23 protein-coding genes and 1 riboswitch are annotated in these 24,810 nt (G+C 48.7%); of the genes, 15 read left to right on the top strand and 8 right to left on the bottom strand.

The features are described from left to right. Positions 1-140: 140 nt before the first annotated feature. The gene (gene gorA, locus H6G89_RS02295) at positions 141-1,493 is read right to left on the bottom strand and encodes a glutathione-disulfide reductase (RefSeq protein WP_190503643.1); all 1,353 of its coding nucleotides are present in this window, start codon (positions 1,491-1,493) and stop codon (positions 141-143) included. A gap of 217 nt (positions 1,494-1,710) precedes the next feature. Here gorA and H6G89_RS02290 point away from each other — a divergent pair, with 217 nt between their 5' ends. Beyond that, positions 1,711-3,585, top strand: a complete 1,875-nt coding sequence (locus tag H6G89_RS02290; protein ID WP_190503642.1) for an AAA family ATPase — start codon at positions 1,711-1,713, stop codon at positions 3,583-3,585. Positions 3,586-3,608: 23 nt separating this feature from the next. On the opposite strand, the gene H6G89_RS02285 is transcribed toward H6G89_RS02290, so the two are convergent. Together H6G89_RS02285 and H6G89_RS02280 are read right to left on the bottom strand one after the other, a co-directional pair. Next, positions 3,609-5,372, bottom strand: a complete 1,764-nt coding sequence (locus H6G89_RS02285) for a GAF domain-containing sensor histidine kinase (protein WP_309229516.1) — start codon at positions 5,370-5,372, stop codon at positions 3,609-3,611. A 278-nt stretch (positions 5,373-5,650) separates the two neighbouring features. After that, a complete protein-coding gene (locus H6G89_RS02280; RefSeq protein WP_190503640.1) occupies positions 5,651-5,881 on the bottom strand; it encodes a hypothetical protein in 231 nt (76 codons plus the stop codon). Between the two features lie 373 nt (positions 5,882-6,254). On the opposite strand from H6G89_RS02280, the gene lepA reads away from it, so the two are divergent. The 3 genes from lepA to H6G89_RS02265 all read left to right on the top strand — a co-directional run bounded on the left by lepA (position 6,255) and on the right by H6G89_RS02265 (position 9,037). Beyond that, a complete protein-coding gene (gene lepA, locus H6G89_RS02275; RefSeq protein ID WP_190503639.1) occupies positions 6,255-8,057 on the top strand; it encodes a translation elongation factor 4 in 1,803 nt (600 codons plus the stop codon). Positions 8,058-8,309: 252 nt separating this feature from the next. Beyond that, positions 8,310-8,651: a hypothetical protein gene (locus H6G89_RS02270; protein WP_190503638.1), complete on the top strand. Its 342-nt coding sequence runs from the start codon at positions 8,310-8,312 to the stop codon at positions 8,649-8,651. 191 nt (positions 8,652-8,842) lie between these two features. After that, on the top strand, positions 8,843-9,037 hold the full coding sequence (locus tag H6G89_RS02265; RefSeq protein ID WP_190503637.1) for a hypothetical protein: 195 nt from the start codon (positions 8,843-8,845) through the stop codon (positions 9,035-9,037). A gap of 129 nt (positions 9,038-9,166) precedes the next feature. Here H6G89_RS02265 and H6G89_RS02260 read toward each other — a convergent pair whose 3' ends face one another. Then, complete coding sequence (locus H6G89_RS02260) at positions 9,167-10,138, bottom strand: LysR family transcriptional regulator (protein ID WP_190503636.1); 972 nt, start codon at positions 10,136-10,138, stop codon at positions 9,167-9,169. A gap of 459 nt (positions 10,139-10,597) precedes the next feature. Here H6G89_RS02260 and H6G89_RS02255 point away from each other — a divergent pair, with 459 nt between their 5' ends. The 3 genes from H6G89_RS02255 to H6G89_RS02245 all read left to right on the top strand — a co-directional run bounded on the left by H6G89_RS02255 (position 10,598) and on the right by H6G89_RS02245 (position 14,309). Continuing rightward, complete coding sequence (locus H6G89_RS02255; RefSeq protein ID WP_190503635.1) at positions 10,598-11,173, top strand: protein-tyrosine phosphatase family protein; 576 nt, start codon at positions 10,598-10,600, stop codon at positions 11,171-11,173. A gap of 424 nt (positions 11,174-11,597) precedes the next feature. Further along, positions 11,598-11,788, top strand: a riboswitch (cyclic di-AMP (ydaO/yuaA leader). Between the two features lie 126 nt (positions 11,789-11,914). After that, positions 11,915-12,766, top strand: coding sequence for a nitrate ABC transporter permease (ntrB, locus tag H6G89_RS02250; RefSeq protein WP_190503634.1), 852 nt, complete (start codon positions 11,915-11,917; stop codon positions 12,764-12,766). 151 nt (positions 12,767-12,917) lie between these two features. Next, on the top strand, positions 12,918-14,309 hold the full coding sequence (locus tag H6G89_RS02245) for a CmpA/NrtA family ABC transporter substrate-binding protein (RefSeq protein ID WP_190503633.1): 1,392 nt from the start codon (positions 12,918-12,920) through the stop codon (positions 14,307-14,309). Positions 14,310-14,507: 198 nt separating this feature from the next. Here the strand turns inward: H6G89_RS02245 and H6G89_RS34300 are convergent, their stop codons facing one another. After that, on the bottom strand, positions 14,508-14,627 hold the full coding sequence (locus H6G89_RS34300; protein WP_199336509.1) for a D-galactonate transporter: 120 nt from the start codon (positions 14,625-14,627) through the stop codon (positions 14,508-14,510). A gap of 40 nt (positions 14,628-14,667) precedes the next feature. Between H6G89_RS34300 and H6G89_RS02240 the strand changes: the two genes are divergently transcribed. The 3 genes from H6G89_RS02240 to tatC all read left to right on the top strand — a co-directional run bounded on the left by H6G89_RS02240 (position 14,668) and on the right by tatC (position 17,657). Then, positions 14,668-15,507 carry an ABC transporter ATP-binding protein gene (locus H6G89_RS02240; protein ID WP_190503632.1) on the top strand — a complete coding sequence of 280 codons (840 nt, stop codon included), beginning with the start codon at positions 14,668-14,670 and terminating at the stop codon, positions 15,505-15,507. A gap of 219 nt (positions 15,508-15,726) precedes the next feature. Then, the gene (locus H6G89_RS02235) at positions 15,727-16,455 is read left to right on the top strand and encodes a universal stress protein (protein WP_199336459.1); all 729 of its coding nucleotides are present in this window, start codon (positions 15,727-15,729) and stop codon (positions 16,453-16,455) included. 401 nt (positions 16,456-16,856) lie between these two features. Further along, positions 16,857-17,657, top strand: coding sequence for a twin-arginine translocase subunit TatC (gene tatC, locus H6G89_RS02230; RefSeq protein WP_190503631.1), 801 nt, complete (start codon positions 16,857-16,859; stop codon positions 17,655-17,657). A gap of 113 nt (positions 17,658-17,770) precedes the next feature. Here tatC and H6G89_RS02225 read toward each other — a convergent pair whose 3' ends face one another. Next, the gene (locus H6G89_RS02225) at positions 17,771-18,088 is read right to left on the bottom strand and encodes a DUF3067 family protein (protein WP_190503630.1); all 318 of its coding nucleotides are present in this window, start codon (positions 18,086-18,088) and stop codon (positions 17,771-17,773) included. 291 nt (positions 18,089-18,379) lie between these two features. On the opposite strand from H6G89_RS02225, the gene petC reads away from it, so the two are divergent. Both petC and petA read left to right on the top strand, forming a co-directional pair. Next, on the top strand, positions 18,380-18,922 hold the full coding sequence (gene petC, locus H6G89_RS02220; protein ID WP_190503629.1) for a cytochrome b6-f complex iron-sulfur subunit: 543 nt from the start codon (positions 18,380-18,382) through the stop codon (positions 18,920-18,922). A 73-nt stretch (positions 18,923-18,995) separates the two neighbouring features. Continuing rightward, positions 18,996-19,985: a cytochrome f gene (gene petA / locus H6G89_RS02215; RefSeq protein WP_190503628.1), complete on the top strand. Its 990-nt coding sequence runs from the start codon at positions 18,996-18,998 to the stop codon at positions 19,983-19,985. Positions 19,986-20,499: 514 nt separating this feature from the next. Here the strand turns inward: petA and H6G89_RS02210 are convergent. After that, positions 20,500-20,943: a hypothetical protein gene (locus tag H6G89_RS02210; protein ID WP_190503627.1), complete on the bottom strand. Its 444-nt coding sequence runs from the start codon at positions 20,941-20,943 to the stop codon at positions 20,500-20,502. Between the two features lie 11 nt (positions 20,944-20,954). Here H6G89_RS02210 and H6G89_RS02205 point away from each other — a divergent pair, with 11 nt between their 5' ends. Beyond that, positions 20,955-21,869 carry an urease accessory protein UreD gene (locus H6G89_RS02205; RefSeq protein ID WP_309229514.1) on the top strand — a complete coding sequence of 305 codons (915 nt, stop codon included), beginning with the start codon at positions 20,955-20,957 and terminating at the stop codon, positions 21,867-21,869. Between the two features lie 101 nt (positions 21,870-21,970). Continuing rightward, positions 21,971-22,684 carry a Uma2 family endonuclease gene (locus H6G89_RS02200; RefSeq protein ID WP_190503626.1) on the top strand — a complete coding sequence of 238 codons (714 nt, stop codon included), beginning with the start codon at positions 21,971-21,973 and terminating at the stop codon, positions 22,682-22,684. 301 nt (positions 22,685-22,985) lie between these two features. Here H6G89_RS02200 and H6G89_RS02195 read toward each other — a convergent pair whose 3' ends face one another. After that, positions 22,986-23,876, bottom strand: coding sequence for a LysR family transcriptional regulator (locus H6G89_RS02195; RefSeq protein ID WP_190503625.1), 891 nt, complete (start codon positions 23,874-23,876; stop codon positions 22,986-22,988). A gap of 397 nt (positions 23,877-24,273) precedes the next feature. On the opposite strand from H6G89_RS02195, the gene H6G89_RS02190 reads away from it, so the two are divergent. Continuing rightward, entirely contained in the window at positions 24,274-24,786 is a 513-nt protein-coding gene (locus H6G89_RS02190) for a GNAT family N-acetyltransferase (protein WP_190503624.1), read from the top strand. Positions 24,787-24,810 lie beyond the last annotated feature (24 nt).

Raw genomic sequence — 24,810 nt, 5'->3', positions numbered from 1 at the left:
GCGTGCATTCGGTCAAAAGCTCTTGCCATTGTTTCAGAACCCTCTGCCGAATGCCGCGCCCGTACAGGGGTTGCCGTTTTTCAGGTTATTTAATTCACGATCCTAAGATCTCCGGAATCTTCAAGATTCTGGAGATCTTTCTACAATGAAAAAATCTCTTCCCCACTGGAGGGGTGAATGCCGATCGCCCTATCCAGATCAGACTTGGTTAGTCCCAATCGCAATGCAACTGCAAGCGATTGAATAATTTCTACGGCTCCGGTTCCGACCATGTGAATGCCCAGCACGCGGTCGGAATCTTGCGTATTCACCACAACCTTTACAAACGTCCGCTCCTCTCCTCCCATCAGGCAATACAGTAAGGGACGAAAGCGGCTCCGGTAACAATGCACTGCCTCTCCAAATCGCCCTCTGGCTTCTGCTTCAGATTGCCCAACGGTTGCGGCTTCTGGATGAGACGCAAGGGAGATGGGGACATAACTTAAGCTCGCCTTTTGCGGATGTACGCCAAACTCAGTATCGGCAAACGCTCGCCCCTGAGCGATCGCACTTGGCGTTAAGGGAATCCGTTCGGTGCAATCTCCGATCGCAAAAATATTGGTGTGACTGGTGCGGCTAAATTCATCGACTCGAATCGCTCCCGATGCAGTCAGTTGAATACCAGCTTTACTCAAAGTCAAGTTGTCTAGATTGGGCTGACGGGGGGCATCCATTAACACCGCATCAACCTCTAAAGAGGCAAATGATGAGGTGTCACCTGCCAACTCCAGATGATACCCGTCACCATTCTTCTCAATTTGTTTTACCCGCGTCTGGGTGACAAGCTTGACTCCCTGCTGAGTTAACGTTTCCTGAATAACTTCCGCAATTTCACCATCCAGAGCACTCAAAATGCGGTCTTCAGCAATAATTTGAGTGACATGGCAACCCAACGCATTCATACTGCCAGAGATCTTAACCCCGATCGGATCGCCCCCAAAGATGGCAAGCGATCGCGGCAATGTCGGCAATCGATAAAGTTCATGCCAGGTTATCGAGTGCTCTACGCCGGGGATATCCGGTTTTGATGGCTTTGCACCGACCGCAATTAAAACCTTTTCAGCTGTTACGACTGTGTTGTCAACTTCTACCGTGTGCGCATCTAAAAAATGAGCATGACCGTGTATAAACTGCACCCCCGCATCTTTAAGATGCTTTGCATGTAACTCATTGAGATGCTCAATGTGATGCTCTTTTGCCGCTACAAAATGACTCCAATCAAATGTTGATTCACTCGCTTGCCAACCATAACTGGTTGCTACCTGGTTTAGTCGTTTGAAACTCGCTGCAAAGTCTAATAATTTCTCTGGAATGCACCCATAATTGACACAAGCTCCACCCGGTTTTGCATGTTCTGCGATCGCCACCTTGGCTCCATAAGTTGCTGCTCGTTCTGCGGCGGCTAACCCTCCTGAGCCTGCTCCAATCACAAGCAGATCAAAGTCAAAAGGCATACATTCTCCGGGATAGGGTAGCTATATCGCATTCATCGTATGAGGGGCGATCGCCCATTGCCTCCAACTGAAGAAGGAAGTCTTAAGGGATCTGTGTTAAGCCGTGAGTGTAACAACCCCGTCACACAGACGGATGATGGCTAAAGTCAAATGTCTATACTGAAAGCACTGGCGGTGCCCAAATGGGATGTGCTTGAACGGGATTGGGATAGAGCGTATGGATGTGGATGATCTAATCAAGGAATTTGAAGACCTCTTTGATCAGGGGGTTGAGGGATTGCTGGACATTGTTCGAGTCATTGAAGGACGAACGGAACAAGAAGACTTTAAAGCCGATGTGCGACGAGATTCTCAGCGCAGTGCTGAGCGATCGCCCTCCAGCAACCCAACGAGCCATCGAGAGACTACCCCTCGTCCCAGTGATGCTCGCGATCGCTACTATTCCACTCCCCGACAGACGGCTACTCCAGTTGAGGAAGTTCTCGTCACACCTCCATCTCACGACAGTAGTGCAACTGTTTCCCTGAATGGAGTTGGCGGCTTGTCTGAAGTTATCCAGGAGTTGCGGGAGTTGGTGGAGTTACCGCTAAAACGTCCCGACCTGTTGAAATCGCTGGGTTTAGAGCCGACTACAGGTGTGTTGTTGGCAGGACCACCTGGCACAGGCAAAACTCTGACGGCTCGTGCCCTTGCCCAAGAACTAGAGGTTAACTACATCGCCATTGTGGGACCGGAGATCATGGGCAAATATTACGGGGAAGCAGAAGCCCGCCTGCGCAGTCTCTTTCAAAAGGCGACTCGGTCGGCTCCCTGTATTGTATTTATTGATGAGATAGACAGTCTCGCGCCCGATCGCGCCAAAGTGGAAGGCGAAGTTGAAAAACGAGTGGTCGCACAACTACTCAGCTTGATGGATGGCTTCGCTAAAACCCAGGGAGTGATCGTATTGGCGGCGACCAATCGCCCGAATCACCTCGATCCGGCACTGCGTCGTCCTGGACGGTTCGATCGCGAAGTGCAATTTCGTGTGCCCGATCGCAAGGGGCGGTTAGAGATTCTGAAAATTCTCACTCAATCGATGCCATTGGCAAGTTCGGTAGATCTGGGGGCGATCGCCGACCTCTCTGTTGGTATGGTGGGTGCTGATCTCAAAGCCCTCTGCCAAAAAGCGGCCTACACAGCGTTGCGCCGTTCAGTGCCCTCGCTGAAGGGTCCGATCCCTAAAGTAATGACGGTGAATCAGGCTGATTTTTTGCAGGCAATTAAGGAGATTAAACCTGCGGTGTTGCGATCGGTCGAGGTCGAAACGCCCAATGTCTCATGGGATGCGATCGGTGGATTAGAGGAACTCAAGCAAACCCTGCAAGAGTCGGTTGAAGGAGCGTTGCTCTACCCCGAACTCTATCAGCACACCAGAGCCAAGGCACCGAGGGGCATCTTGCTGTGGGGACCTCCGGGGACGGGGAAAACGTTGCTAGCAAAGGCAGTTGCTTCACAAGCCAGAGCTAATTTCATTGCGGTGAATGGTCCTGAATTGCTGAGCAAATGGGTGGGAGCTTCGGAACAAGCTGTCCGAGAATTGTTTAGCAAAGCTCGGCAAGCCTCTCCCTGTGTGGTTTTTGTCGATGAAATCGATACTCTGGCTCCGGCAAGAGGGAGCTTTCAAGGGGATTCAGGGGTGGGCGATCGCGTTGTTGGTCAACTCCTGACGGAACTCGACGGCTTACACGATTGCGCCAACCTGTTGCTGATTGCGGCGACCAATCGCCCAGAAGCACTCGACCCTGCTTTGCTGCGATCGGGACGGCTCGATCTGCAACTCAAAGTAGACCTGCCGGATCAGGCAAGCCGCCTTGCTATCCTGCAAGTTCACAATCAAGATCGTCCTCTTGCCCAGGTGGATCTCGCTCACTGGGCAGCCCAAACCGAAGGCTGGAATGGGGCGGATCTGGCTCTGTTGAGTAATCAGGCTGCTTTAGAGGCTGTCCGTCGCTATCGCAATCAAGGACTCACCCACCCTAGAGATCTGCAAATCACAACTGAGGATTTCACCGCCGCTTGCGATCGCCTCATGGCACAACGGCAAGGTTGAGGAGGGGAGTAATCCTACAGACACTAAATTTCTTTGAGGAGGTCTGCTGGATTGGTCAGAGGGCTTGCAATCATCACTGGCTCCTGATAGAGCGGCACGGTGAAGGTTACGGTTGAACCCAACCCTTCACCCATACTGTAAAAGTTGACGACGCCGCCCATCGCTTCCACCAGCTTTTGGGAGATGGTCAGCCCTAACCCCGTTCCACCATACTGCCGGGTGCGGGAACCGTCTACCTGGCTAAAGGTTTGGAATAACTTATCTTGTTTCTCTAACGAAACCCCGATTCCCGTGTCAGCCACGCTGATCTTGACGAATCCAGGTCTTTCCTGGTTGTGGACAACCACTTTCTTGGGCAAAATCTCAGCCGTAATCGTAATGCCCCCTTCATGGGTAAATTTGATCGCGTTCCCTACTAGATTCAGCATGACCTGCAAAAGTCGCTGATAGTTGCCGTAGAGAATCACCTCATCCCGCGTATTGGGGGTCAAAATCTCAAAGCTCAGATGCTTTTGCTGTGCCTGCGGTCGAGTAAATTTCTCAACATCCGTTAGCAGGTCATCCAACTTCACCGGGTCGAGATCCAGCGGCATCTTGCCCGCTTCAATTCGGGCGACATCCAAAATGTCGTTGATGATGTTTAGCAAGTGAACCGCAGAACGATGGGCTTCCTCGATGAATTCACTCTGTTCAGCCGGATCATCTGCCATACCATCCATGATCAGCTTTAAGAAGCCAATCATCCCGTTCAGGGGAGTCCGCAACTCGTGAGAGGTGTTCGCTAAAAATTCACTCTTGAGGCGAGAGGCTTCCTCCGCTTGTTTGCGGGCTTCCTCTAGTTCCTGATGTTGTTGACGCAGGCTGTCGTTTGCCTTTTGCAGTTCAGCGGCGAGGCTATGACTGGCAGCAAACAGCGTTGCGTGGGCAATCCCCGTACCAACCTGATCGGCAAGTTCTTGAATCAGCTCTACCTCAACCTCATTCCAGATGCGGCTGCGATCGAACTGATGCAGAATGATCACCCCGTTTGGCTGATCTTTATAGGACGTTGGAACTGCCAACAACGAGTAAGGTTGCCCATGCTCAGACCGCGTCGCATTGACCACAGCAGGTTTGAGCGTGGTCAGGGCTTGCTGCAAATAGGGCTCATTCTCAATTAAGAAGTGCTGCCCCAACATCGACTCCAATGAGGGTTGATGATATTCTGCGACAACTTCAAGTGGGTTGTCAGCCGATTCAAAGGGACAGAGCAAACAGCGACTTGCTTCAAGAGCGTTACCCAAACCGTTGACCGTTTGTTGCCAGATGGTTTCTAAATCAAGTGTGCGGCGAATGTTCCAGGCGACCTGAGTCAACAGTTTTTGATAGCGGCTGGAACTGGGGGGAAGGCTGGGATAAGCGATGCTATCGACTAATTCGAGAGCTTCAAATTTTGAGCAGGTGTAGAGAAATTGTCCAACTACGACTACAGCAGTCGCTGATCCCTGGGGCATGAGTACCGGGCTGATATTGAGATCAAAAACGAGGTACTGGTCGCCACAGTAGAAGGGGTAATTGAACTGTTCCGGAACCAGATACTCTAAAATTCGATGGATTCGGCTGAGATAAGATTCCTGGGCGATCGCCACAAATTTGTCTTCAAGTGGCTTGCCGATTAATTGATCGGGTGCAAGGTGGTGTTGCTCAGCATCTCGCCAATAAAAGGAAAGACATTGTCCAGCAGCATTTTGGACAAGAACAAGATCAACTCCAGGGGCGGGTAGAACAGGGTCCAATTGTTTAGCCACTGTCAATTCGACAGACTTCGTTAGGGGAAATGGGAGATCGCCAGGCAAAGTCATCAGCGTCAACTGCAAACGACAGAATGAATGTAAGTAAGGTTAAGGAGTGACCACCAAATGAAAATGCAACCCTGTTAGCTGAAGAGTCCGTAATGTTAAGGCTTAATGCCTTGTGGTAAAACCTCCGCTCTAACTTAGCTTATCTATAGGCATGTGATCCACAAAAAAATGAGATTTTCCTTAAGATGCTTCATCTAAAGTTAGTTCAAGAGCTAGTTCAAGCACTAATCATTCCACTCGCCTCGGGGTGGAACGACCGGATTTCGCTGTAGGGTACGGGTCAAATCGTCATCTCGCCTGGCACCTCCCCGCAACCACTGGCGCACGGCTACTTCGATCACCTTGCTGGGGTCGTTTGTCAAATGGCTAATTTGATCGAGTAGATCGGCGTCTATCTCAATTGAGACGTTCACCTTATTGGGCGACTGCTCAGACTGAACAGCAGGGTCATTCATAGAGACAAAGCTCCTAGAGAAAAGTACCTAATCAGCAACATAAGCAACACACTCTAGGTGCAACGTTGCTTTATAAACAATAAAAATATAGTCAAACGCTCTCATCCTGTATTGTAGCGATGAGTTGCAACTCAACAGTAGAACAAATCCTAATATTTCAGCAATGAGATGGGTTCACCCCCTGTAGCCATCCCACGAATCGGTTTTCCAGGGGTGCCAGGTCGGTATTTCCTCCTCTCACGGTTCCGCATGTTGCAGTTGTTTGACTAAAAAATGCTCAATGAGGGGAGAAGGATTACAATACTTTAAGCAGCTGATATATCCGCGATTGTTTACTGATTCGCTCTAGCTGATTCGCTTTATCACAAGGTCTATGACTGACGTACCCGTTTCCCGAATCCGAAATTTTTCGATCATTGCTCACATCGACCACGGCAAATCAACCCTGGCTGACCGATTGTTACAAACAACGGGCACGGTGAGTGCGCGTGAGATGAAAGAGCAGTTTCTTGACAACATGGATCTAGAGCGAGAACGGGGCATTACGATTAAGTTGCAAGCGGCTCGCATGTCCTACCCGTCGGAAGATGGTCAAACCTATGTGTTGAACTTGATTGACACACCAGGGCACGTTGACTTTTCCTACGAAGTGTCGCGATCGCTCGCTGCCTGTGAAGGGGCGTTGCTGGTGGTGGATGCCTCTCAGGGGGTAGAAGCGCAAACCCTGGCTAACGTTTATCTGGCGTTAGAACACAACCTGGAAATTATTCCTGTTCTGAATAAAATTGACCTGCCTGGAGCAGAGCCAGATCGGGTCAAGCAGGAGATTGAAGAAATCATCGGGTTAGACTGTAGCGGAGCCATTTTGGCATCGGCAAAGGAAGGGATCGGTATCAGTGAGATCCTGGAGTCGATTGTGCATCTGGTGCCCCCACCCCAGGACACCGTCAAAGACCCATTACGGGCATTGATTTTTGATAGCTATTACGATCCCTATCGGGGAGTGATTGTTTACTTCCGGGTGATGGATGGCACGCTGAAGAAGGGCGATCGCATCCGCTTGATGGCATCTCATAAGGAATACCAGATTGACGAACTGGGCGTGCTTTCCCCCAACCAGGTACAAGTCGAGGAACTTCATGCGGGTGAGGTAGGTTACTTAGCCGCTGCCATTAAAGCGGTTGAAGATGCGCGTGTAGGGGACACGATCACGCTGGCGACTGCTCCCGCTAAGGAACCCTTACCGGGTTATAAAGAAGCCAAGCCGATGGTGTTCTGTGGGCTGTTTCCCACCGATGCCGATGACTTTGAAAACCTGCGGGAAGCCCTGGAGAAACTGCGTCTCAACGATGCGGCTCTGCAATACGAACCAGAAACCTCCAGTGCAATGGGCTTCGGCTTCCGTTGTGGCTTCTTAGGATTGCTGCACATGGAGATTGTGCAGGAACGTCTGGAGCGGGAATACAATCTGGATCTGATTACAACAGCTCCCTCGGTGGTCTATCGGGTAACGAAGATAGACGGGGAAGAACTGTACATTGATAACCCAAGCCATCTGCCCGATCCCCAGGATCGCGAAAAGATGGAGGAACCCTACGTCCAGGTGGACATGATCACCCCGGAAGAGTTTGTCGGGGCGTTGATGGAGTTGAGCCAGAGCCGTCGGGGTGTGTTTAAGGACATGAAATACCTGGCGCAGGGGCGTACAACCCTGGTCTACGAGATTCCTCTGGCGGAGGTCGTCACAGACTTTTTTGACCAGATGAAGTCGCGATCGCGTGGGTATGCCAGCATGGAGTACCAACTCATTGGCTATCGCGAAAATCCCCTAGTGAAGCTTGATATCCTGATTAACGGGGATCCCGTTGATCCTCTAGCAACCATCGTGCATCGAGACAAGGCTTACTACGTCGGTAAGGCGTTGGTTGAGAAGCTGAAGGAACTGATCCCCAGGCACCAGTTCAAGATCCCGATTCAAGCGTCGATTGGCAGTCGGGTCATTGCCAGCGAACACATCCCCGCACTCCGCAAAGATGTATTGGCGAAGTGTTACGGCGGGGACATTAGCCGGAAGAAAAAGCTGTTGCAAAAGCAAGCTAAGGGTAAGAAGCGACTGAAGGCGATTGGAACGGTAGATGTGCCCCAGGAAGCATTCATGGCGGTGCTGAAGCTCTAAGGAATGGAAACTAAACAAGCTCGATATTTGTTAGAGCTAATTTGTAACTGATTATTTCGATTCCCCTAAATCCCCTTTTGGAGGGGATTTTGAACCTTTGTCAGCGGAGGCAAGTCAGGAAGCTTTCCAGCATCAGGGCTTCAGCCATTGCCTTTGCCTTAAGCTTTCTGCCCAAAGCTATGATTGCAGATCGCTAAAACAGGAAATTTAGGGGAATAGTATAGAGAGAACTCGTCCATTTAGGGTAGCTGTATGCGATTTCTCTCGAAGTTGGTTGGTTTGGTCTTGATTGTGTTGGGAATTTACTTCCTGGGACAAAATATAGTCTTTACCACTCAAGTTGCTGCCTATTGGTGGCGAGATATTTCAGCAACTGGGGCAGTCGTTTTTGTACTGTCCGGTATTCTAGTCCTGGTTTTTGGTAGGAGAAGCGTTAAAGAAACAGGGTGGCTTCTGGTGGGAATCGGGATAGTGTTGGTGTTTCTAAGTGGGGGAGTTATTTTGCGTCCAACAAGTTTGTGGACGTTTTTCCTGTCTTTTGTGTCGCTTATTGTAGGATTCAGGTTCTTGACGACTGGACGCATGGAGTTGTGAGCTTCATTATTCTTTATCAAAAGGAGAGGAAGCTTAAAACTTTGGTAAAAACCGTATCTTTTGATACAGTTTTTGTGGCAAACCTCCTATGATTGGGTAATCATAAGCCCAAGATTCAACGTGCTAATCATGCCAATTAGGAATGCTTAGCCTATGAGTTGAATTTATCCACAGTCATTCAAGAGGTTGACATGGCAGATATTACTTGTACCATTCCCACCCCCACAACTCCTCAAGAATTGGAACGTGCCATTGAGCACTACAAGACTAGCGACATTAGTGGTGACGAACTGTTTTGTCAGTGGGAAGCAATTCGCAATGCTGCTCTGCAACTCCAGTTTCCTGAGCCAGAGGGCGATCGCGTTCCGGGGGCCGATAGCTACTAGCCAATAAAAGATGGAACACTGCGATACGATTTACTCTCATCTCTGACCTGCCTCCTGGGGGAGAGAGGTCAGAGATGAGGGAAAAACAAGGACCAGTTTTGCAAGTGATTCAATCCACAAACCTCATCACTAGTTATAGTTGGTCGCTTCCACGAGTGGCACAGGGGATGGATTGTCGGAATTGGCTCCTCGCTTGTAGGCACTGCTAAAGAGGGGTACAGACTCTTTTTGCAGATATTCTAAAAAGGTGCTGGCAAGTACTGATAGCTGTTTACCAGATAGATAGACGACATACCATTCTCGTTGGATGGGAAAGCCTTCTACATCGAGAACGGTGAGTTCTCCATAGGTATCTGGGGTCAGGGTATGTCGAGACAGGACTGAGATCCCCAATCCTCCAACGATCGCCTGTTTAATCGCTTCGTTGCTGCCTAATTCCAACCGCACTTTGACCGAAAGACCCTGGCTATCCAGTAGCTTTTGAAATGCGCTGCGAGTTCCAGAGCCAGGTTCTCGCATGATGAACGTTTCTTCTGCCAACCGCTTCAGAGTAATATTCTTTTCGTTGGCAAGGGGGTGATTGGCAGGTGCGATCACCACCAGGGGATTGTCTAGAAACGGGTGAGCCTTGATTTCAATGTGGTCAGGTAATTGGCTCATAACGTATAGGTCATCCTGGTTGTTTGCCAGACGCTCAATTACCTGCTCGTGATTAGTAACGGTCAGGGAAACGTCGATACCGGGATATTTTTGACAGAAGGGACCCAACAAACGGGGCATGAAATATTTTGTGGTAGTGATGACAGCCAGGCGCAGGTGTCCCTGTTTCATGCCTTTCATGTCTGCCACTTTCATTTCAAGTTGCTCTAAATTGCTGAAAATTTGCTGGCAAGTTGAGAACAGTTCCCGACCTGCGTCAGTCAGATAGAGCCGTTTACCAACTTGTTCAAACAGGGGCAGACCAACGGCTTTGGTAAGCTGTTTGACCTGCATCGATACGGTGGGCTGGGTCAGAAACAGTTCTTCGGCGGCTCTGGTAAAGCTGCCATGACGAGCAGTAGCCTCGAATACCTTAAGTTGATGAAGCGTGGCGTGAATCACCCGCGGATCTCCTAAATGCGATAGACAAAATTCTATCATAGACCTATCAATTAGTGATTTTCATCTATGATTTTTGGAGTTATGATTTTTGTAACGGCAATTAAAAGTTCCCTTCCAGTAGTGCTGTATGTGGCAAATGGTGACTGAGCTTAGATGACACCTTGAATTCCCACTCCTGCAAGTTCAAGTAATTCGGTTCATCCCTCTTTAGCCTTTGTTCAGGTACAGCACTCTTTCCTAATCCGACTTAATTTAATAGCAGAAAAGTTTGATCAATTCCGAGCGATCGCGTCCGGACTCAGCAGTAAGTGCCTTGGAGTTGATAAACATCAGAATTTAGAAGTAGTAATTTGTTCCTGTTTGCAGGTTAAATTTTGGTATCGAAAATAACGGTAACTTTTTCAGTAGTTCTCCGTCTAGGGATAGAGTTGTTGTTTTAAAGAGGCTTGGTTATAGCTCATGCAGGTGCAACGAACGGTGCGATCGCTGTATAAATTGATCGGTCACATCACATCAGACTCAGCCACATCATCTACTCAAGTCAGTGGTCGTTCTGTTGTCCATTGGGTGCTGCCAAATTGTCTTGCCATTGGTGCATTGCCCAAAGAGGGAGCAAGCGTCACATTGGCCCAAGCAGGAATTAAAGCCATTCTCTCATTATGTGCTCCGTCTGAGGGGCAGTTGCCCAATGATGTGGCTCAAAGCTTTCGTTGTCTGCGGTTTATCTTGCCAGACAGTCAATTTATTGCGGGGTTGCAAGTTCAACAACTTGCTGTAGCTGTTGATCTCATCCATAGCAGCATTCAAGCGGATGAACCGATGTATGTGCATTGCTTAGCGGGAATTGAGCGATCGCCCACGGTTTGTATCGCCTATCTCTGTCGCTATCACAATTTAGAACTGTGGGAAGCAGTCAATTGTTTGAAGCAAGCTCATGCGCGATCGATGCCAACGAATGCTCAAATTCAAGTTATTCGTGAGTTTCTGCAAAGTCCTATAAATCCATCTGAAGATGGTTTTGCAACATGGAATTAAGAATGAGTAACCCTTGTTATAGCTGTAGTCACCTCAGTTAAGACAAGGCACTCAACAGGACAGACGCGATTAATCGCGTCTCTCTCAGCAGGACTCAAATTCAATGTCCTAATGGTTTTGGCGATCGCTATACAACGTGTAATTCTGGCAACAAAAATTAATCAAAGTGCGTTAAATCAATTCCTTAAGCTTAAGAACTTATTAAGACCAATAGAGAATTTGATTTATACCGCTAAGGTTGAATTCAAGATACCTCCTAACTGCGTCTCCAGCCTCATCTTTTGCTCTTGGGTAAATTTGGTGGGGCTGATATTTTTTGTTAGTTGGATATCTATTTTTATGGGATGGGTCAGTCTTAAGAAAGATTGACGATCACTAAAACCAGTGTTAATTTAGCTGTTAACGATAAGTCAGCCTAATCTAGACTCTCCTTGCACTTAGTTCGATTGCGGGTGAGTCAGAGCGGAGGAACCAACCATTGGGGCTAATCTTGGATAGCAAGTCATACAAAGTAAAAGACTCTGAGTCTTTTTAGCTTTGACTGATAGTTATCTAGAAGGACACCTCTCAGTCCTAGCCCGTCAGCTAACTCCGTCGGCGGTGAGGGGAGATTGAGGAATCAGCATTTGCCGCTTGATCTTCTTCAGTGCCCTCAAATTAGTGTGAGCAATGCCTGATCTCGTAAGAGATGGGGTTGTGTCGATAGTTTGCGATCGCTCTAACCACTGAGGAGATACCTAAATGATCTTGCAATCTAGTGTTCAAGCCGTTTCTACGGCTGCTAGTGTTGGCTGGAGAAAATTTCTTCGCCCCGCCATATTTCGAGATACGGTTATGCTGCCGTCGCTGGGTTTTGCCACATTGATTTTGTTGTGGTGGATTATTGCAACTTTCTTTTCAACCCTATTACCCACTCCACTTCAAGCGTTGGCTGACAACTGGGAATACATCAGCAACCCATTTTTTCGACGAGGAGTAGGTGATTTAGGGATTGGGTGGCTCTTGCTTGCCAGCTTGCGACGGGTGTTTACAGGCTTTTTGTTGGGTTCATTGGTTGCAATTCCGATTGGGTTTTGGATTGGCACATCTAAACATGCAATGTTAGCCATTAACCCCATTGTGCAAATTCTGCGCCCGGTGTCTCCTGTGGCTTGGCTACCGATTGCACTGGCGGTATTTAACCAGGCGAACCCATCAGCCATTTACGTCATCTTTATCACGTCATTGTGGTCTACGGTGATCAACACCGCTGTGGGGGTTTCCAGTGTTCCTAAAGACTATATCAATGTCGCTCAAGTGCTAGAAATGCCCCGATGGCGGCAACTCTACAAAGTAATTTTGCCCGCCAGTCTGCCCTACATCTTTACTGGATTGCGGATCAGTTTGGGAATTGCCTGGTTGGTCATTGTAGCGGTTGAGATGTTGACGGGCGGTATTGGTATTGGCTTCTTCATCTGGGATGAGTGGAATCGTTTATCCCTCAGCTCTATCTTCTTAGCGATCTTGGTGATTGGTTTGACAGGTTTGATTATGGATTGGCTCCTGATTAAGTTGCAGCAGGCAGTGACTCACCGCCCAGTACAACAAACTTAAATCTATTCGGTGTCTATCTCTCAACCTTTGTCATCTCTAACCCATCCTGATTTCAGCTAGAGCAGAGCCGCTATACGAATCTTAGTCACTGCTTTGAGAGGTAGCTGAAAGGGAGGATTATCTGACTCCACCCATTTCTTCTCTAACACCTATGGATAAAGTAACTCGGCGATCGCTTTTACGAGGCATCGGCGGTTTCGCCGCCGCAACAGCTTTAGCGTCATGTAGTAAAACCGCTAGTGTTCCAGGGCTAACTGAAGAAGCGCAAGCCATGGAACAAATCGTAGACCCTGGCACGCTCGAAAAGCCCAATTTGACCGTTGGTTTTGTGCCTGTTAATGATTGTGCTCCATTTGCAATAGCCTATACCAAAGGCTTCTTTCGGAAATATGGGTTAAATGTCACACTCAGCCGCGAAGCCAGTTGGGGTACCTCACGCGATGGAGTCATCTTTGGACGGCTTGATGCGGCTCCAGTTGTGTCGGGGGCGGTTACCAATGCCCGCATTGGGGCAGAAGGGGCGCGTCAGGCTCCCATGTGTGCGGCGATGACAATTCATCGGCATGGCAATGCGATGACCATGAACAAAGCAATGTGGGATGCAGGAATTCGTCCCCTCCGCGAATATAACGGTGATTTAGAAACCTTTGGACGTGATTTTCGCCGCTATTTTGAGAGCTTGCCACCAGAGCGACGCATCTGGGCGGTAGTGCTCAGTTCTGCCATCTACGAATACTTTGTTCGATATCTGTCGGCGGCGGTAGGAGTGAACCCCATTGAGGAATTCCGCATTATTATCATTCCCCCACCTCAAATGGTCAGTAATGTCCGGATTGGGGCAATGCAGGCATACATGGTGGCAGAGCCATGGAATACTCGCGCCATTGCAGGAAACGAGGGAGTTGGATTTACCTTTGCTCAGGGTAAAGAAATCTGGCGAGGGCATCCCGATCGCGTACTCGCGGTGATGGAGTCCTTTATTCAAGAAAACCCCAAGACCTATCGATCGCTTGTAAAAGCAATGATTGAGGCGTGCCAGTTTTGTAGCGAACCTGCCAATCACGAAGAGGTGGTTGAAATCATCTCTGGACGTTCCTTTACGCGGGCAAAGGCGCAATACACCAAACCGGCGATCGCAGGCGAGTACAACTATGGCGGATTTGATAACCAACCTCGAATCGCCAAGGCAGAAGATACCACCATTTTCTTCAAAATGCCGTCCGATTTGCCCCACCCAGAAAATGACCATTCCACGTTTCTCTGGCAATCTCACAGCCTGTGGTTAATGACTCAAGCGGTTCGCTGGGGGCAGATTTCAGAGTTTCCTGCCGATGCAGAGCAGCGGGCACGACAAGCGTGGCGAACTGACCTCTACCGTGAGATCGCAGCTGAGATGGGCATTGCCTGTCCCAATGATGATTACAAGGTTGAGCCTGCCGAGTTTTTTATCGATCGCCAGGCATTTGATCCCAGTGACCCCGTTGGATATCTCAATCGTTTTGAAATTCGGGCAAACCGCCCAACGCCAATCTATCTGAGTTAGGGATGGTAATCCTCAATCGTCAGTTATTTGCCGTTAACTAACCATCAACCATTGACCACTAACCATCAACCATTGACCACTAACCATCAACCATCAACCATTGACCATCAACCATTGACCATTGACCATTGACCACTGACCATTGACCATTGACCATTGACCACTAACCATCAACCATTGACCATCAACCATTGACCATCAACCATTGACCATTGACCATTGACCACTGACCATTGACCACTGACCATTGACCATTGACCATTGACCACTAACCATCAACCATTGACCACTAACCATCAACCATTGACCACTACTCACTACTCACCTCTTATCAACCTCATCCTCGTAGGAGTTCACCATGATTAAACCTCTAACCCATTTTCCTGAAGCAACCAACAACGCTGTGGATAGCAATGAGTTTTTAGTGGTTGAAAACTTAAGAAAAACCTATCTCAGTCCAGATGGAGGAGAAACGATTGTCCTCGACAATATAAACTTGACGATTGGCGAGAACGAGTACATCTCAATCATTGGTCACTCTGGTTGTGGCAAATCGACATTGTTAAAGATTATTGCTGGGCTAGAGCGGTTGACATCAGGGTCAGTGCGGCTAGAAGGCAATGAAATCCGCAAACCTGGGGCTGAGCGAATGATGGTTTTTCAACATTATTCTTTACTACCCTGGTTAACGGTTCGAGGCAATATTCGATTAGCAGTGGATGAGGTGTTAGAACACGTTCCTCCTAAAGAAAAGCGACGCATTGTCGATGAACATCTGGGGATGGTGAACTTGATGAGCGCAGCTGACAAATATCCGGATCAACTGTCGGGTGGTATGAAACAACGGGTGGGCATTGCTCGTGCGTTGGCAATTCGCCCCAAGATGTTGTTGATGGATGAGCCGTTTGGGGCGTTAGATGCGCTTACTCGTGGCAAGTTGCAGCGTCAAGTCCTTGATATTTGGGAGAGCCACCGTCAGGCAGTGGTAATGGTAACTCATGATGTAGATGAAGCCCTTTATATGTCCGATCGGATTATTATGATGACAAATGGACCTGCGGCGAATATTGGCGAAATCGTCGAAGTGCCATTCCCTCACCCCCGTAATCTCCAGGAGATGCGTAAATCTCGTGAATATTACGAGCTACGCAACTACATCTTAAATTTCTTGGATCAGCATTTTAGTAGCGACGAATAAAGTTTGTAGAGGAGAAATAGAGGAGGATGAGGGATAGCAGTTTTCACTAGGACAACCTCTCGCTCGATTGCCTCTCACTGAATTTTTTCGCTCGATTGTTTCTGCTTGATTGCCTCTCACTCAATTCGATTCTTTGCCTGATCGCTTAGGGTCAATTGATTACTCACGTCCTCCCTTATTACTCCTCGCTCCTCATTCCTGACAAGGAAGGTATACGCTGTGAAAATTAAACCGATGTTGGCACGTTTAAAGAGTGCATTGGGTCAAGATCATCTGGTTGAGCAGATGATTTTATTACCAGGGCAATTTGCTTTTAATGTAGACGGCAATCAATCAAAAGAGACAGTTGACTTGGTCATCGGCTATAGCGGCTCAACTAACAGCCAGGCAGCTCTGGATCTGACCTTGTGGATTGCTCACCAAACGCGCTTGGTGACTCAAAAACAAGTCATGGTGCATGTGGTTTATGTAGTCGATCGCACCCATGCTCAAAAAACGAATTATCACAATGCCAATTTAGAGGTGCAGTTACCCCGTCACCTTCGCTCTGCCCCTGCACAACTGACTCGGCGTAGCAAAGGCGGTACGGCAACCTATACCGCCCCTGAGCAAATGGGTGGACGCTTTCCGATGCAAACCTCTCCTTTGCAAACACAGTGTCCGAGTGATTGCCAACGTGACTTAGAACACTCGTCCACTGCTCTGCTGGAACAAGCCGACTGCGTTTTGTGGCAGGCTCGATGCCTGGCTGAAGAGTGGCGTGGTTCCTTAGAGGCTCATCTGCGGTTTGGTAACGTAGCAGTTGAACTGCGGAACGTGGTTGAGGCACAGGCGGCAGATTTGTTGGTTTTGGGCTGTAGCTCATTTAAGCATCCTCTGGTTCGCCAACTGACGACGCAGTTTCCCTGCCCTGTGTTAGGAATTCCTACTCCGTTAGGCGTTTCGTAAATAACTCATGACCCTCTGCTATTCCTGAGGTGTCGCTCTAAAATTTGTGTTGTGTGGTGCGCGAATCACCTGAAGCCATTTCAGGATTGAATCGCGCACTAAGTTTTATCTGAGTAACAGATTATCGATCAGCCTGCGGAAATTTGAACTGGGGCTTAGTCTCGCCCATACGCCAGCATTGGCAAGATCCAGTAATCGATGTCTGGGGAGAACATCTACAAAATGGGGTGGATGGAGTACCTGGGCGATCGCACTAAAAAATACAAGCCCGCCTTTACGCCTCAACCCCTTCACTCCTCTATCCCTTAGCCTCACCTCCAAAAAGCTTTATTAGGTTTTCGGTAGAGCACTGTTGATTCCCCAGATACAATAGTCAACAGAATCCCGGATGTAACGCGACCATGACTGCTCCTTCTGACCTAGAGACAACTTCGACCCCACAGAACGGTAAATCGCTGATTGATGCCCCTGTCATTGACGATGCGATCGAGGATGATGCGATCGACGATATTGAAATGTCGTTGTTTGACCATTTGGAGGAATTACGGCAACGCATCTTTTACGCATTGATTGCGGTCGTTCTAGGTGTCATAGGCTGTTTTGTCTTCGTTAACAAAATTGTGCAATTGCTAGAGGTACCTGCACAGGGGGTCAAGTTTTTGCAATTGTCGCCCGGAGAATATTTCTTCGTCTCAATTAAGGTGGCGGGCTATAGTGGGCTGCTGGTGGCGAGCCCCTTTGTGCTTTACCAGATCATCCAGTTTGTTTTGCCTGGTCTGACTCGCCGCGAACGCCGCCTGATTGGACCGATTGTCTTAGGGTCAAGCTTTTTGTTTGTCGGTGGGTTGTTCTTCGCCTATATTGCGCTGATTCCAGCCGCACTTAACTTTTTTATCACCTATGGCGAAGACGTCGTTGAGCAGTTGTGGTCGATCGATCGCTATTTTGAGTTTGTCTTATTACTGCTGTTCAGTACGGGGTTGGCGTTTCAGATTCCTGTGATTCAGGTATTGCTAGGGCTATTGGGCATCGTCAACTCAAAGCAAATGTTATCGGGTTGGCGATATGTAATTTTGGGGGGTGCGGTGTTAGGGGCAGTGTTAACCCCATCCACTGACCCTGTGACTCAGAGTCTATTAGCGGGTGCCATCCTGGGGCTATACTTCGGTGGCATTGGCATGACTAAACTGATTGGGAAATAGAGAGTAGGGAGTAGATCGGTAAACGAGTGGATGGATGGTAAAGTTTTGAATCGAGATGCCTGACTCAGTCCTCAGCACTATTAACGATTGACGATTGCCCATTGACTAAGCCCTCAAAACTCCTCTAGCAGCCACTCAGAGGCGCGTTCGCCTAAATCAATGGGAATATTGACGGCTTTACCTGTGCGGGGGCGATCGCTCGTCTGCTCGATAAAGGCGGCAAATTGCTCTGTCCCTCCCCAGGCGTTGAGGTAGTTTGAGACGGTTTCAAGATGTTCCAGGTATTCGCTTTCGGAGAGAGGAAATGATGCCTGCTCCAGGTATTTCCACATAATTTGAACAAAAATTTTGCCCTGCGTCCGACGAATTTGAATGTCGTACGATCGCCCCCATTTGCTGAGCAATAGTTGATGCAAATCTTCTCCAGTCATTAGTGCCCCTTTTGTAACATTAATTATTCAAAAACTTCACATCTCTTTACGAAAGCAAGAGTCTTGATGGCAAATGGTGATCCTGATCCAGTGGGATGTAATAATACTTCTAGAAAAACTGTAAACCATCGCTTTCGGTAGCGATCGCTTCCAGCGAAGCGGTAATTTTACTCACACTTCTTATCTTGATTGGTTCATTCTCGATTTAGAAGTCAGCTTCAGAAAGCAATAGGACTACGCGCCTAAATTACTAATTCCATTTGTCCTCATCCATCTTTTTGTTCAAATATCATGGCTCAACTCTCTGGAAATCCTGATGTACCCGATTTGGGTCGTCGCCAATTTATGAATGCACTCTTGCTTGGGGCTGGGGCAACTACCGTTTTGGGTGCGCTCTACCCTGTGGTGAAGTATTTCATTCCCCCTTCAAGTGGTGCGACCGGAGGTGGTGTTACTGCTAAAGATGCTCTGGGTAAGGATATTATCGTCAGCGATTTTCTGGCAAGCCATACACCGGGTGAGCGTGCTTTGGCTCAAGGCTTGAAGGGCGATCCCACTTACATTGTGGTTGAGAGTTCTGATGCGATCGCCAACTATGGTATCAATGCTGTTTGCACTCACCTGGGTTGTGTCGTGCCCTGGAATGGCAACGAAGGCAAGTTCATCTGCCCCTGCCACGGTTCCCAGTACGACGGCACTGGCAAAGTGGTTCGTGGTCCCGCTCCGCTCTCACTGGCACTGGCTCACGCTGATGTCACCGAAGATGGCACAATTTCTTTGACTCCCTGGACTGAAACCGATTTCCGCACAGGGGATGCTCCCTGGTGGGCATAGTCCTTTCCAGTCTGCTGCCTTTGTGAACCTCCTCCTCCTGTCTACATCCTTTGATATCGAACACACACTACACATGAAATCAACGTTTTGGTCAACGCTGTCGCTTCAGAGCGGTAAGGTTGCGATCAAGAGTGTCTTAGTGGCGATCGCCACCCTCACCCTTCTGTTAACCAGCGATCTCGCCCTGCCTCAATCTGCTGCTGCTTACCCCTTCTGGGCACAGCAAAACTATGAAACTCCTCGTGAAGCCACTGGGCGGATTGTTTGTGCCAACTGCCACTTGGGTGCAAAGCCTACGCAAGTTGAGATCCCACAAGCCGTATTACCCGACACTGTGTTCAAAGCGGTAGTTAAAATCCCCTACGACACCAGTGTTCAACAGGTTCAAGCCAACGGTGAAAAAGGTCCTTTGAACGTTGGTGCAGTCTTGATGTTGCCAGAAGGCTTTAAGATTGCTCCGGAAGACCGTATTCCCGAAGAGATGAAGGAAGAAGTTGGTCCTAGCTATTTGTTCCAGCCTTACGCCGACGATAAGCAAAACATTGTTTTGGTCGGTCCACTTCCCGGTGACCAATACCAGGAAATTGTCTTCCCAGTGCTTTCCCCCGATCCTAAAACGGATAAATCCGTCTCCTTTGGTAAATACTCCATCCATGTCGGTGGCAACCGAGGACGGGGTCAGGTCTACCCCACAGGTGAAAAGAGCAACAACGCGATTTTCAATGCCTCTGTTGCTGGTACAATCACTGGAGTTACAAAGTCTGACGATGGTGGTTATAAAGTCACCATTCAGCCCAAAGAAGGTGCAGCCGTAGTTGACACTGTCCCACCTGGACCTGAGCTTCTTGTTGCAGAAGGTCAAGAAGTTGCGGCGGGTGCTGCTCTGACTTCTAACCCCAATGTGGGTGGTTTTGGTCAGGTTGACGGGGAAGTCGTGCTGCAAAGCCCGACTCGTGTTGGAGGGCTGATTGCCTTCCTAGCTGCTGTTACCGTGACTCAAATCATGCTGGTTCTGAAGAAGAAACAGGTTGAGCGAGTACAAGCGGCTGAGATGAATTTCTAAGCCTATTAATTTTTGAGCCAAACTTTTTCTCCGCTGGGTGGGCGATCGCGCTCACCTTTATTTTTTGGGTATTAGTCAATGGTTAATGGTTAATAGTCAATGGTCAGTGGTCAATGGTTAATGGTTAATAGTCAATGGTCAGGGGTCAATAGTCAGTGGTCAGCGGTCAATGGTTAATGGTCAGGGGTCAATAGTCAGTGGTCAATGGTCAATGGTCAGGGGTCAATGGTCAATGGTCAGGGGTCAATAGTCAGTGGTTAATGGTTAATGGTCAATGGTCAGGGGTTGATGGGGTAGTTGGTAGTGATTAGTGATTCACAATTGACAATTGACAATTGACCATCAACGCGATGTGCGACTAATTTGCCCTCATCCCAACCCTTCTCCCACAGGATAGGGCTAGGGTGCGGGTTAGAACGGGTGAAAGTTTCAGAAAAGCCGCACATGGGGTCAATTAACGATTGACGATTGACCATCAACGATTAACGATTGACGATTGACAATTAACACCCTTCTAACTCTTACTCAACAAACCACTGACCTCTTTAGCTGTCATCAGTTGCTCAAAGGTGATGGGAATAAAAGTAATCCGACGATACCGCTGGCTAGTAATCGGATGGGGTCGAAGTTGTAAGGGTTCAAGGTCGAGTTTGTAATACAGCTTGTGACTCTTTTCGTTTGGGGACTCATCAGGAAAGAGTGCTTGACGAGAAACTTTGTGAATGTTGGCGATCGCGGCGTAATAGTGGATAGCGTATGCTTCTTCACCAAAGGCTTTTGTCTGGTAAAATGCTAACCACTTTGGTGCCCAGTGGCGTTTGAGCAACCGTTCAACGCTATCAACGGGAATGCGATACCAGTGGTGGTCGCGGGCGTGCTGCTTTGCAGATACCGTAAGGGTCGCCCAATCCTGCTGATTATTCACGATCGCTACCAATACTTCACCCCGTCTGCTCATATTGAATTCGTGTGAACTACCCCACTTTGACGCATCCAACGACTCTGACCCAAGCTACGACTACAGGTTGGCACGGTAGCCTTCAACTAGAGTTTGCCCGTGACCCACGCGGAACTCACCTGACTCGTAGCTTTGTTCAGGCTCCGCTCAAGGTGCAGCGACCATTTTACCCAGAGGGGGATGAGGTCTGTCATCTAGTGACCCTGCATACGGCGGGTGGTGTGGTGGGGGGCGATCGCCTGTCGCTCGATGTTACGCTGCATCCTCAAGCCCATACGTTGATAACCACCGCCGCCGCAGGAAAGGTCTACCGCAGCAACGGTCAAACGGCACAGCAAACGGTGCAAATTCGAGTGGCGGAATCTGCCTGCTTAGAATGGTTGCCACAGGAAACGATTGTGTTTGATGGGGCGCAGTATCAGCAGGACGTGCGAATTGACTTGGCGGAGAATGCGTTGTGGTTGGGCTGGGAGCTAACTCGTTTGGGACGAACTGCACGAGGGGAACAGTTTTTGAGTGGCATGTGGCGATCGCGCACTCAAGTCTGGCAAAACGACCAACCCATCTGGATCGACCCACAACGGGTTGAGGGTGGTTCAGAGATGTTGACCAGCTTGCATGGATTGGCAGGATGCCCGGTGATTGGTAGCTTTGCTGTCGTGGGGCGATCGCTCTCCCCCGAAATCGTCGAAAAAGCCCGATCCCTCTGGCAACCTGGTACAGGCGCGATTAATCGTGCCTCTTCCCCACTCCCCACTCCCCACTCCCCACTCCCTCAGATTGGAGTCACTCGCCTCACGTCTGGAATGCTCTGTCGCTATCGCGGACACTCCACCCTGGAAGCTCGACGTTGGTTTACTCAGGTTTGGCATCTGGTGCGATCGGAGTTGCTGAACCGTCCGGGTTGTAACCCTCGCGTGTGGTAGCGACCCTTAGGATATCTGCGAAGCAACGTGCCAATTGAGTAGAATACGGCTCTCGTTATACTAAATAAAATTCCTAATTTTTCTTTCGTGGAGATCGGGCGATGTCTCAACTCCAACTCACTCCTAAATCCCAGGTCATTTACCCCGACAGCGATGGTAAGCCGATGGCGGATAACACTAAGCAGTTTCGCTGGATTGTGGTGATTCAGCAGAATTTGGAGTGGTTATTTGCAGATAATCCAACGGTTTTTGTCGCTGGGGATCTCCTCTGGTATCCCGTTGAGGGTGAGCCTGGAATTTGTGCAGCCCCAGACACACTTGTTGTCTTTGGTAGACCCAAAGGCGATCGTGGTTCTTATAAGCAGTGGGAGGAAGACGGCATTCCACCACAGGTTGTGTTTGAAATTCGCTCTCCTGGAAACTCACAAACTGAGCTAAATAAGAAGCAGGTGTTTTATAACCGCTATGGAGTTGAGGAATATTATCTGTACGACCCTGACAACAATGATTTGAGCGGTTGGGTGCGTTCAGGAGACAACCTTGATGTGATTGACCCGATCGCCAATTGGATCAGCCCTCGCTTGCAAATCCGGTTTGATCTGTCAGGCGAAGAATTGCAACTATTTCGTCCCGATAACCAACCGTTTTTGAGCTATGTTGAAATTGCTCGACATCTTGAGCAAACAGAACAACAGCTGGAGCAAGAACGACAACGGGCTGACCAAGAACGACAACGGGCTGACCAAGCAGAACAACGAGCCGCAAACTTAGCAGAACGGTTGCGGGCACTGGGAATCGATCCAGAGCAAATTTAAGATTTAATCTCCGGTTTCTAGGCATTGCTGATCTTGGGGATGAAAACGATTTGTCTGAAGGAAGTGTGAGCGTCTCGCTCACGTCCGTATTAGGAAAACCATCCCTCTATTCAGCAACACCCTGATTTATAGGGACGCAAATCATACCATTTTAGATTTTGGATTTGCAATTTTGGATTGCCAGAGTCTTGTACGTCGAAGGCTTCAAGCCATCATGTGTCTTGTTCTCTATTTCAATTGGTATCAAATTACTCAATCGTTCCTGAAGAACTGAAATCTCAACTTCAAGAGCGATCGCCTCTTATCGCCACATTTCTGTTGCCACGTCTAAAAAGGCAAAAACCGCTTGAGATAATAAACTATTTTCCAGGGTGATTATTCCAATCGTACGTTCTAGAGGAACGGGCAAACTTCTCACCTGCAACTCCGGGGGAATTGGCTCTGCGGTGAGTCGCGCCATTACGGTTGCTCCTAGCCCCTGCCGTACCATGCTGATGATGGTCGAGTCTTCGCGCATCTCATAGGCAACGTTTAGCTCGTAACCAAACTTCAGCAGATGGTCGCGCACCACCTTATTGTGTTGATAGCTGCGGTGGTTCATGATCATCGGATAGCGAACGAGTTGTTCCCAGGTCAAAGGGATGTCATTTAAGGAATTGGGGGGCAGGAGTGCTACAAACTCATCCCGAAACAGTTCTCTTGCCTCAAACTCAGGGCTAGTAGGCAGTGAGGTAAATCCGACATCGACCTGACCCTCTCGCAACGCCTGTTCCGCCTCTACGTAGCGATCGAACTCCTCTAACACGACCCGCACCATCGGAAATTTGAGGCGAAACTGGGCAATGATCTCTGGCAAAACATGAGTCGCAATGCTGCGAACGGTCGCGACTCGCACCTGCCCACCCTGCAAGCCCTTGGCGAGATTTGCTTTCTTGTGAATCGACTCTAACGATTGCAAGATCTGTTGTGCGTCTTGCAAGATGTCTTTGCCTTCTGGCGTCAGAATCGCGCCATGCCGACCCCGCAGCAACAACACAACGCCCAGTTCGTCTTCCAAAGTGGCGATCGCATGGCTCACCGTGGATTGAGCTAATCCCAGTTCCAACGCGGCTGAGCTAAAGTTGCCGTACTCTGCCACCATAACAAATGCCTGGAGCTGAGAAATTTTTAATTTGCTAGAGTCAATCGCCATTGGTCAACCGTCAACCGTTAATCGTCAATTGTCCGTAGTTGGTGGTCATTGGTCATTGATTGTTGGTCACTCACGAATAACTAATAACGGGAACAGAGTAATTCTATACTCGTTAAAATTCCGGTGTACTGACCCAATCTACGGATTTCGTAGGGGCGTTTCGCGAAACACCCGTACAGCGATGGTCAGTTTTCAAGAATCATATCTGCATTCAGCAACGCTAAAATTCCTAGTTTTGTTGAAGCTCAGTAGGTCTATCTATGCACTGTATCAGAAACCAGAGGGTTAGGAATGAAATATCCATCGATAGCATCGATAGAAGTAATTTATCTTTTACTTTGATCTTCGAGTTGGCAATGTTTATGGTGAACTTATTGATATTGAAAGCGATCGCCCCATGAGTGTATCTGTCAGTTTAGACGTGAGTTCATCGGTGACTATTCGTCCCGCCAATGTAGAGGATTTGCCAGCCATTTTGGAGCTACTCCACCTCAAAGCTGAATTTGATGGATGCCCAGAATCACTAACAGCAACTCCTGAGCAATTGAAGCAGGATTTGTTTGGAGAAAATGTGCTTTCCTATGTACTTTTAGCAGAGGTGAATGGCTCTCCAGCAGGTTTTGCAACCTATCACCGTATTTATTCAACCTTCATTGCAAAGCCCGGAATTTGGTTGGATGATCTCTACTTAAAACCGCAATTTCGAAGTCAGGGAATTGGGCGATCGCTCATTCTAAAACTATGTGAAATTGCCCAGAAAATGGGGTGTGGCAGAATCGATTGGACGGTTGCGTTTGGCAACGATCCGGCGATCGCCTTCTACAAAGCAATGGGCGCAAATCTGATGGAAAGTGTTCGTTTATGCCGCTTGACTGAAGAGGCGATCGCTCAGAATCTTTCACAATATTAAATTAACTCAGCCATCACTCAAGAA

Origin of the sequence: Oscillatoria sp. FACHB-1407, from assembly GCF_014697545.1 — a bacterium.
In the GTDB taxonomy this organism is placed as follows: domain Bacteria; phylum Cyanobacteriota; class Cyanobacteriia; order Elainellales; family Elainellaceae; genus FACHB-1407.
This window is presented reverse-complemented; position numbering and strand designations above follow the sequence as displayed.

Coding starts and splice junctions, on each gene's coding strand:
- H6G89_RS02245 (WP_190503633.1), top strand. CDS start 12,918: ATGGATAAAGTAACTCGGCGATCGCTTTTACGAGGCATCGGCGGTTTC.
- H6G89_RS02265 (WP_190503637.1), top strand. CDS start 8,843: ATGGCAGATATTACTTGTACCATTCCCACCCCCACAACTCCTCAAGAA.
- H6G89_RS02210 (WP_190503627.1), bottom strand. CDS start 20,943: ATGAGCAGACGGGGTGAAGTATTGGTAGCGATCGTGAATAATCAGCAG.
- H6G89_RS02255 (WP_190503635.1), top strand. CDS start 10,598: ATGCAGGTGCAACGAACGGTGCGATCGCTGTATAAATTGATCGGTCAC.
- H6G89_RS02270 (WP_190503638.1), top strand. CDS start 8,310: ATGCGATTTCTCTCGAAGTTGGTTGGTTTGGTCTTGATTGTGTTGGGA.
- ntrB (WP_190503634.1), top strand. CDS start 11,915: ATGATCTTGCAATCTAGTGTTCAAGCCGTTTCTACGGCTGCTAGTGTT.
- gorA (WP_190503643.1), bottom strand. CDS start 1,493: ATGCCTTTTGACTTTGATCTGCTTGTGATTGGAGCAGGCTCAGGAGGG.
- H6G89_RS02195 (WP_190503625.1), bottom strand. CDS start 23,876: ATGGCGATTGACTCTAGCAAATTAAAAATTTCTCAGCTCCAGGCATTT.
- H6G89_RS02280 (WP_190503640.1), bottom strand. CDS start 5,881: ATGAATGACCCTGCTGTTCAGTCTGAGCAGTCGCCCAATAAGGTGAAC.
- H6G89_RS02200 (WP_190503626.1), top strand. CDS start 21,971: ATGTCTCAACTCCAACTCACTCCTAAATCCCAGGTCATTTACCCCGAC.
- H6G89_RS02225 (WP_190503630.1), bottom strand. CDS start 18,088: ATGACTGGAGAAGATTTGCATCAACTATTGCTCAGCAAATGGGGGCGA.
- H6G89_RS02240 (WP_190503632.1), top strand. CDS start 14,668: ATGATTAAACCTCTAACCCATTTTCCTGAAGCAACCAACAACGCTGTG.
- petA (WP_190503628.1), top strand. CDS start 18,996: ATGAAATCAACGTTTTGGTCAACGCTGTCGCTTCAGAGCGGTAAGGTT.
- petC (WP_190503629.1), top strand. CDS start 18,380: ATGGCTCAACTCTCTGGAAATCCTGATGTACCCGATTTGGGTCGTCGC.
- H6G89_RS02290 (WP_190503642.1), top strand. CDS start 1,711: ATGGATGTGGATGATCTAATCAAGGAATTTGAAGACCTCTTTGATCAG.
- tatC (WP_190503631.1), top strand. CDS start 16,857: ATGACTGCTCCTTCTGACCTAGAGACAACTTCGACCCCACAGAACGGT.
- lepA (WP_190503639.1), top strand. CDS start 6,255: ATGACTGACGTACCCGTTTCCCGAATCCGAAATTTTTCGATCATTGCT.
- H6G89_RS02190 (WP_190503624.1), top strand. CDS start 24,274: ATGAGTGTATCTGTCAGTTTAGACGTGAGTTCATCGGTGACTATTCGT.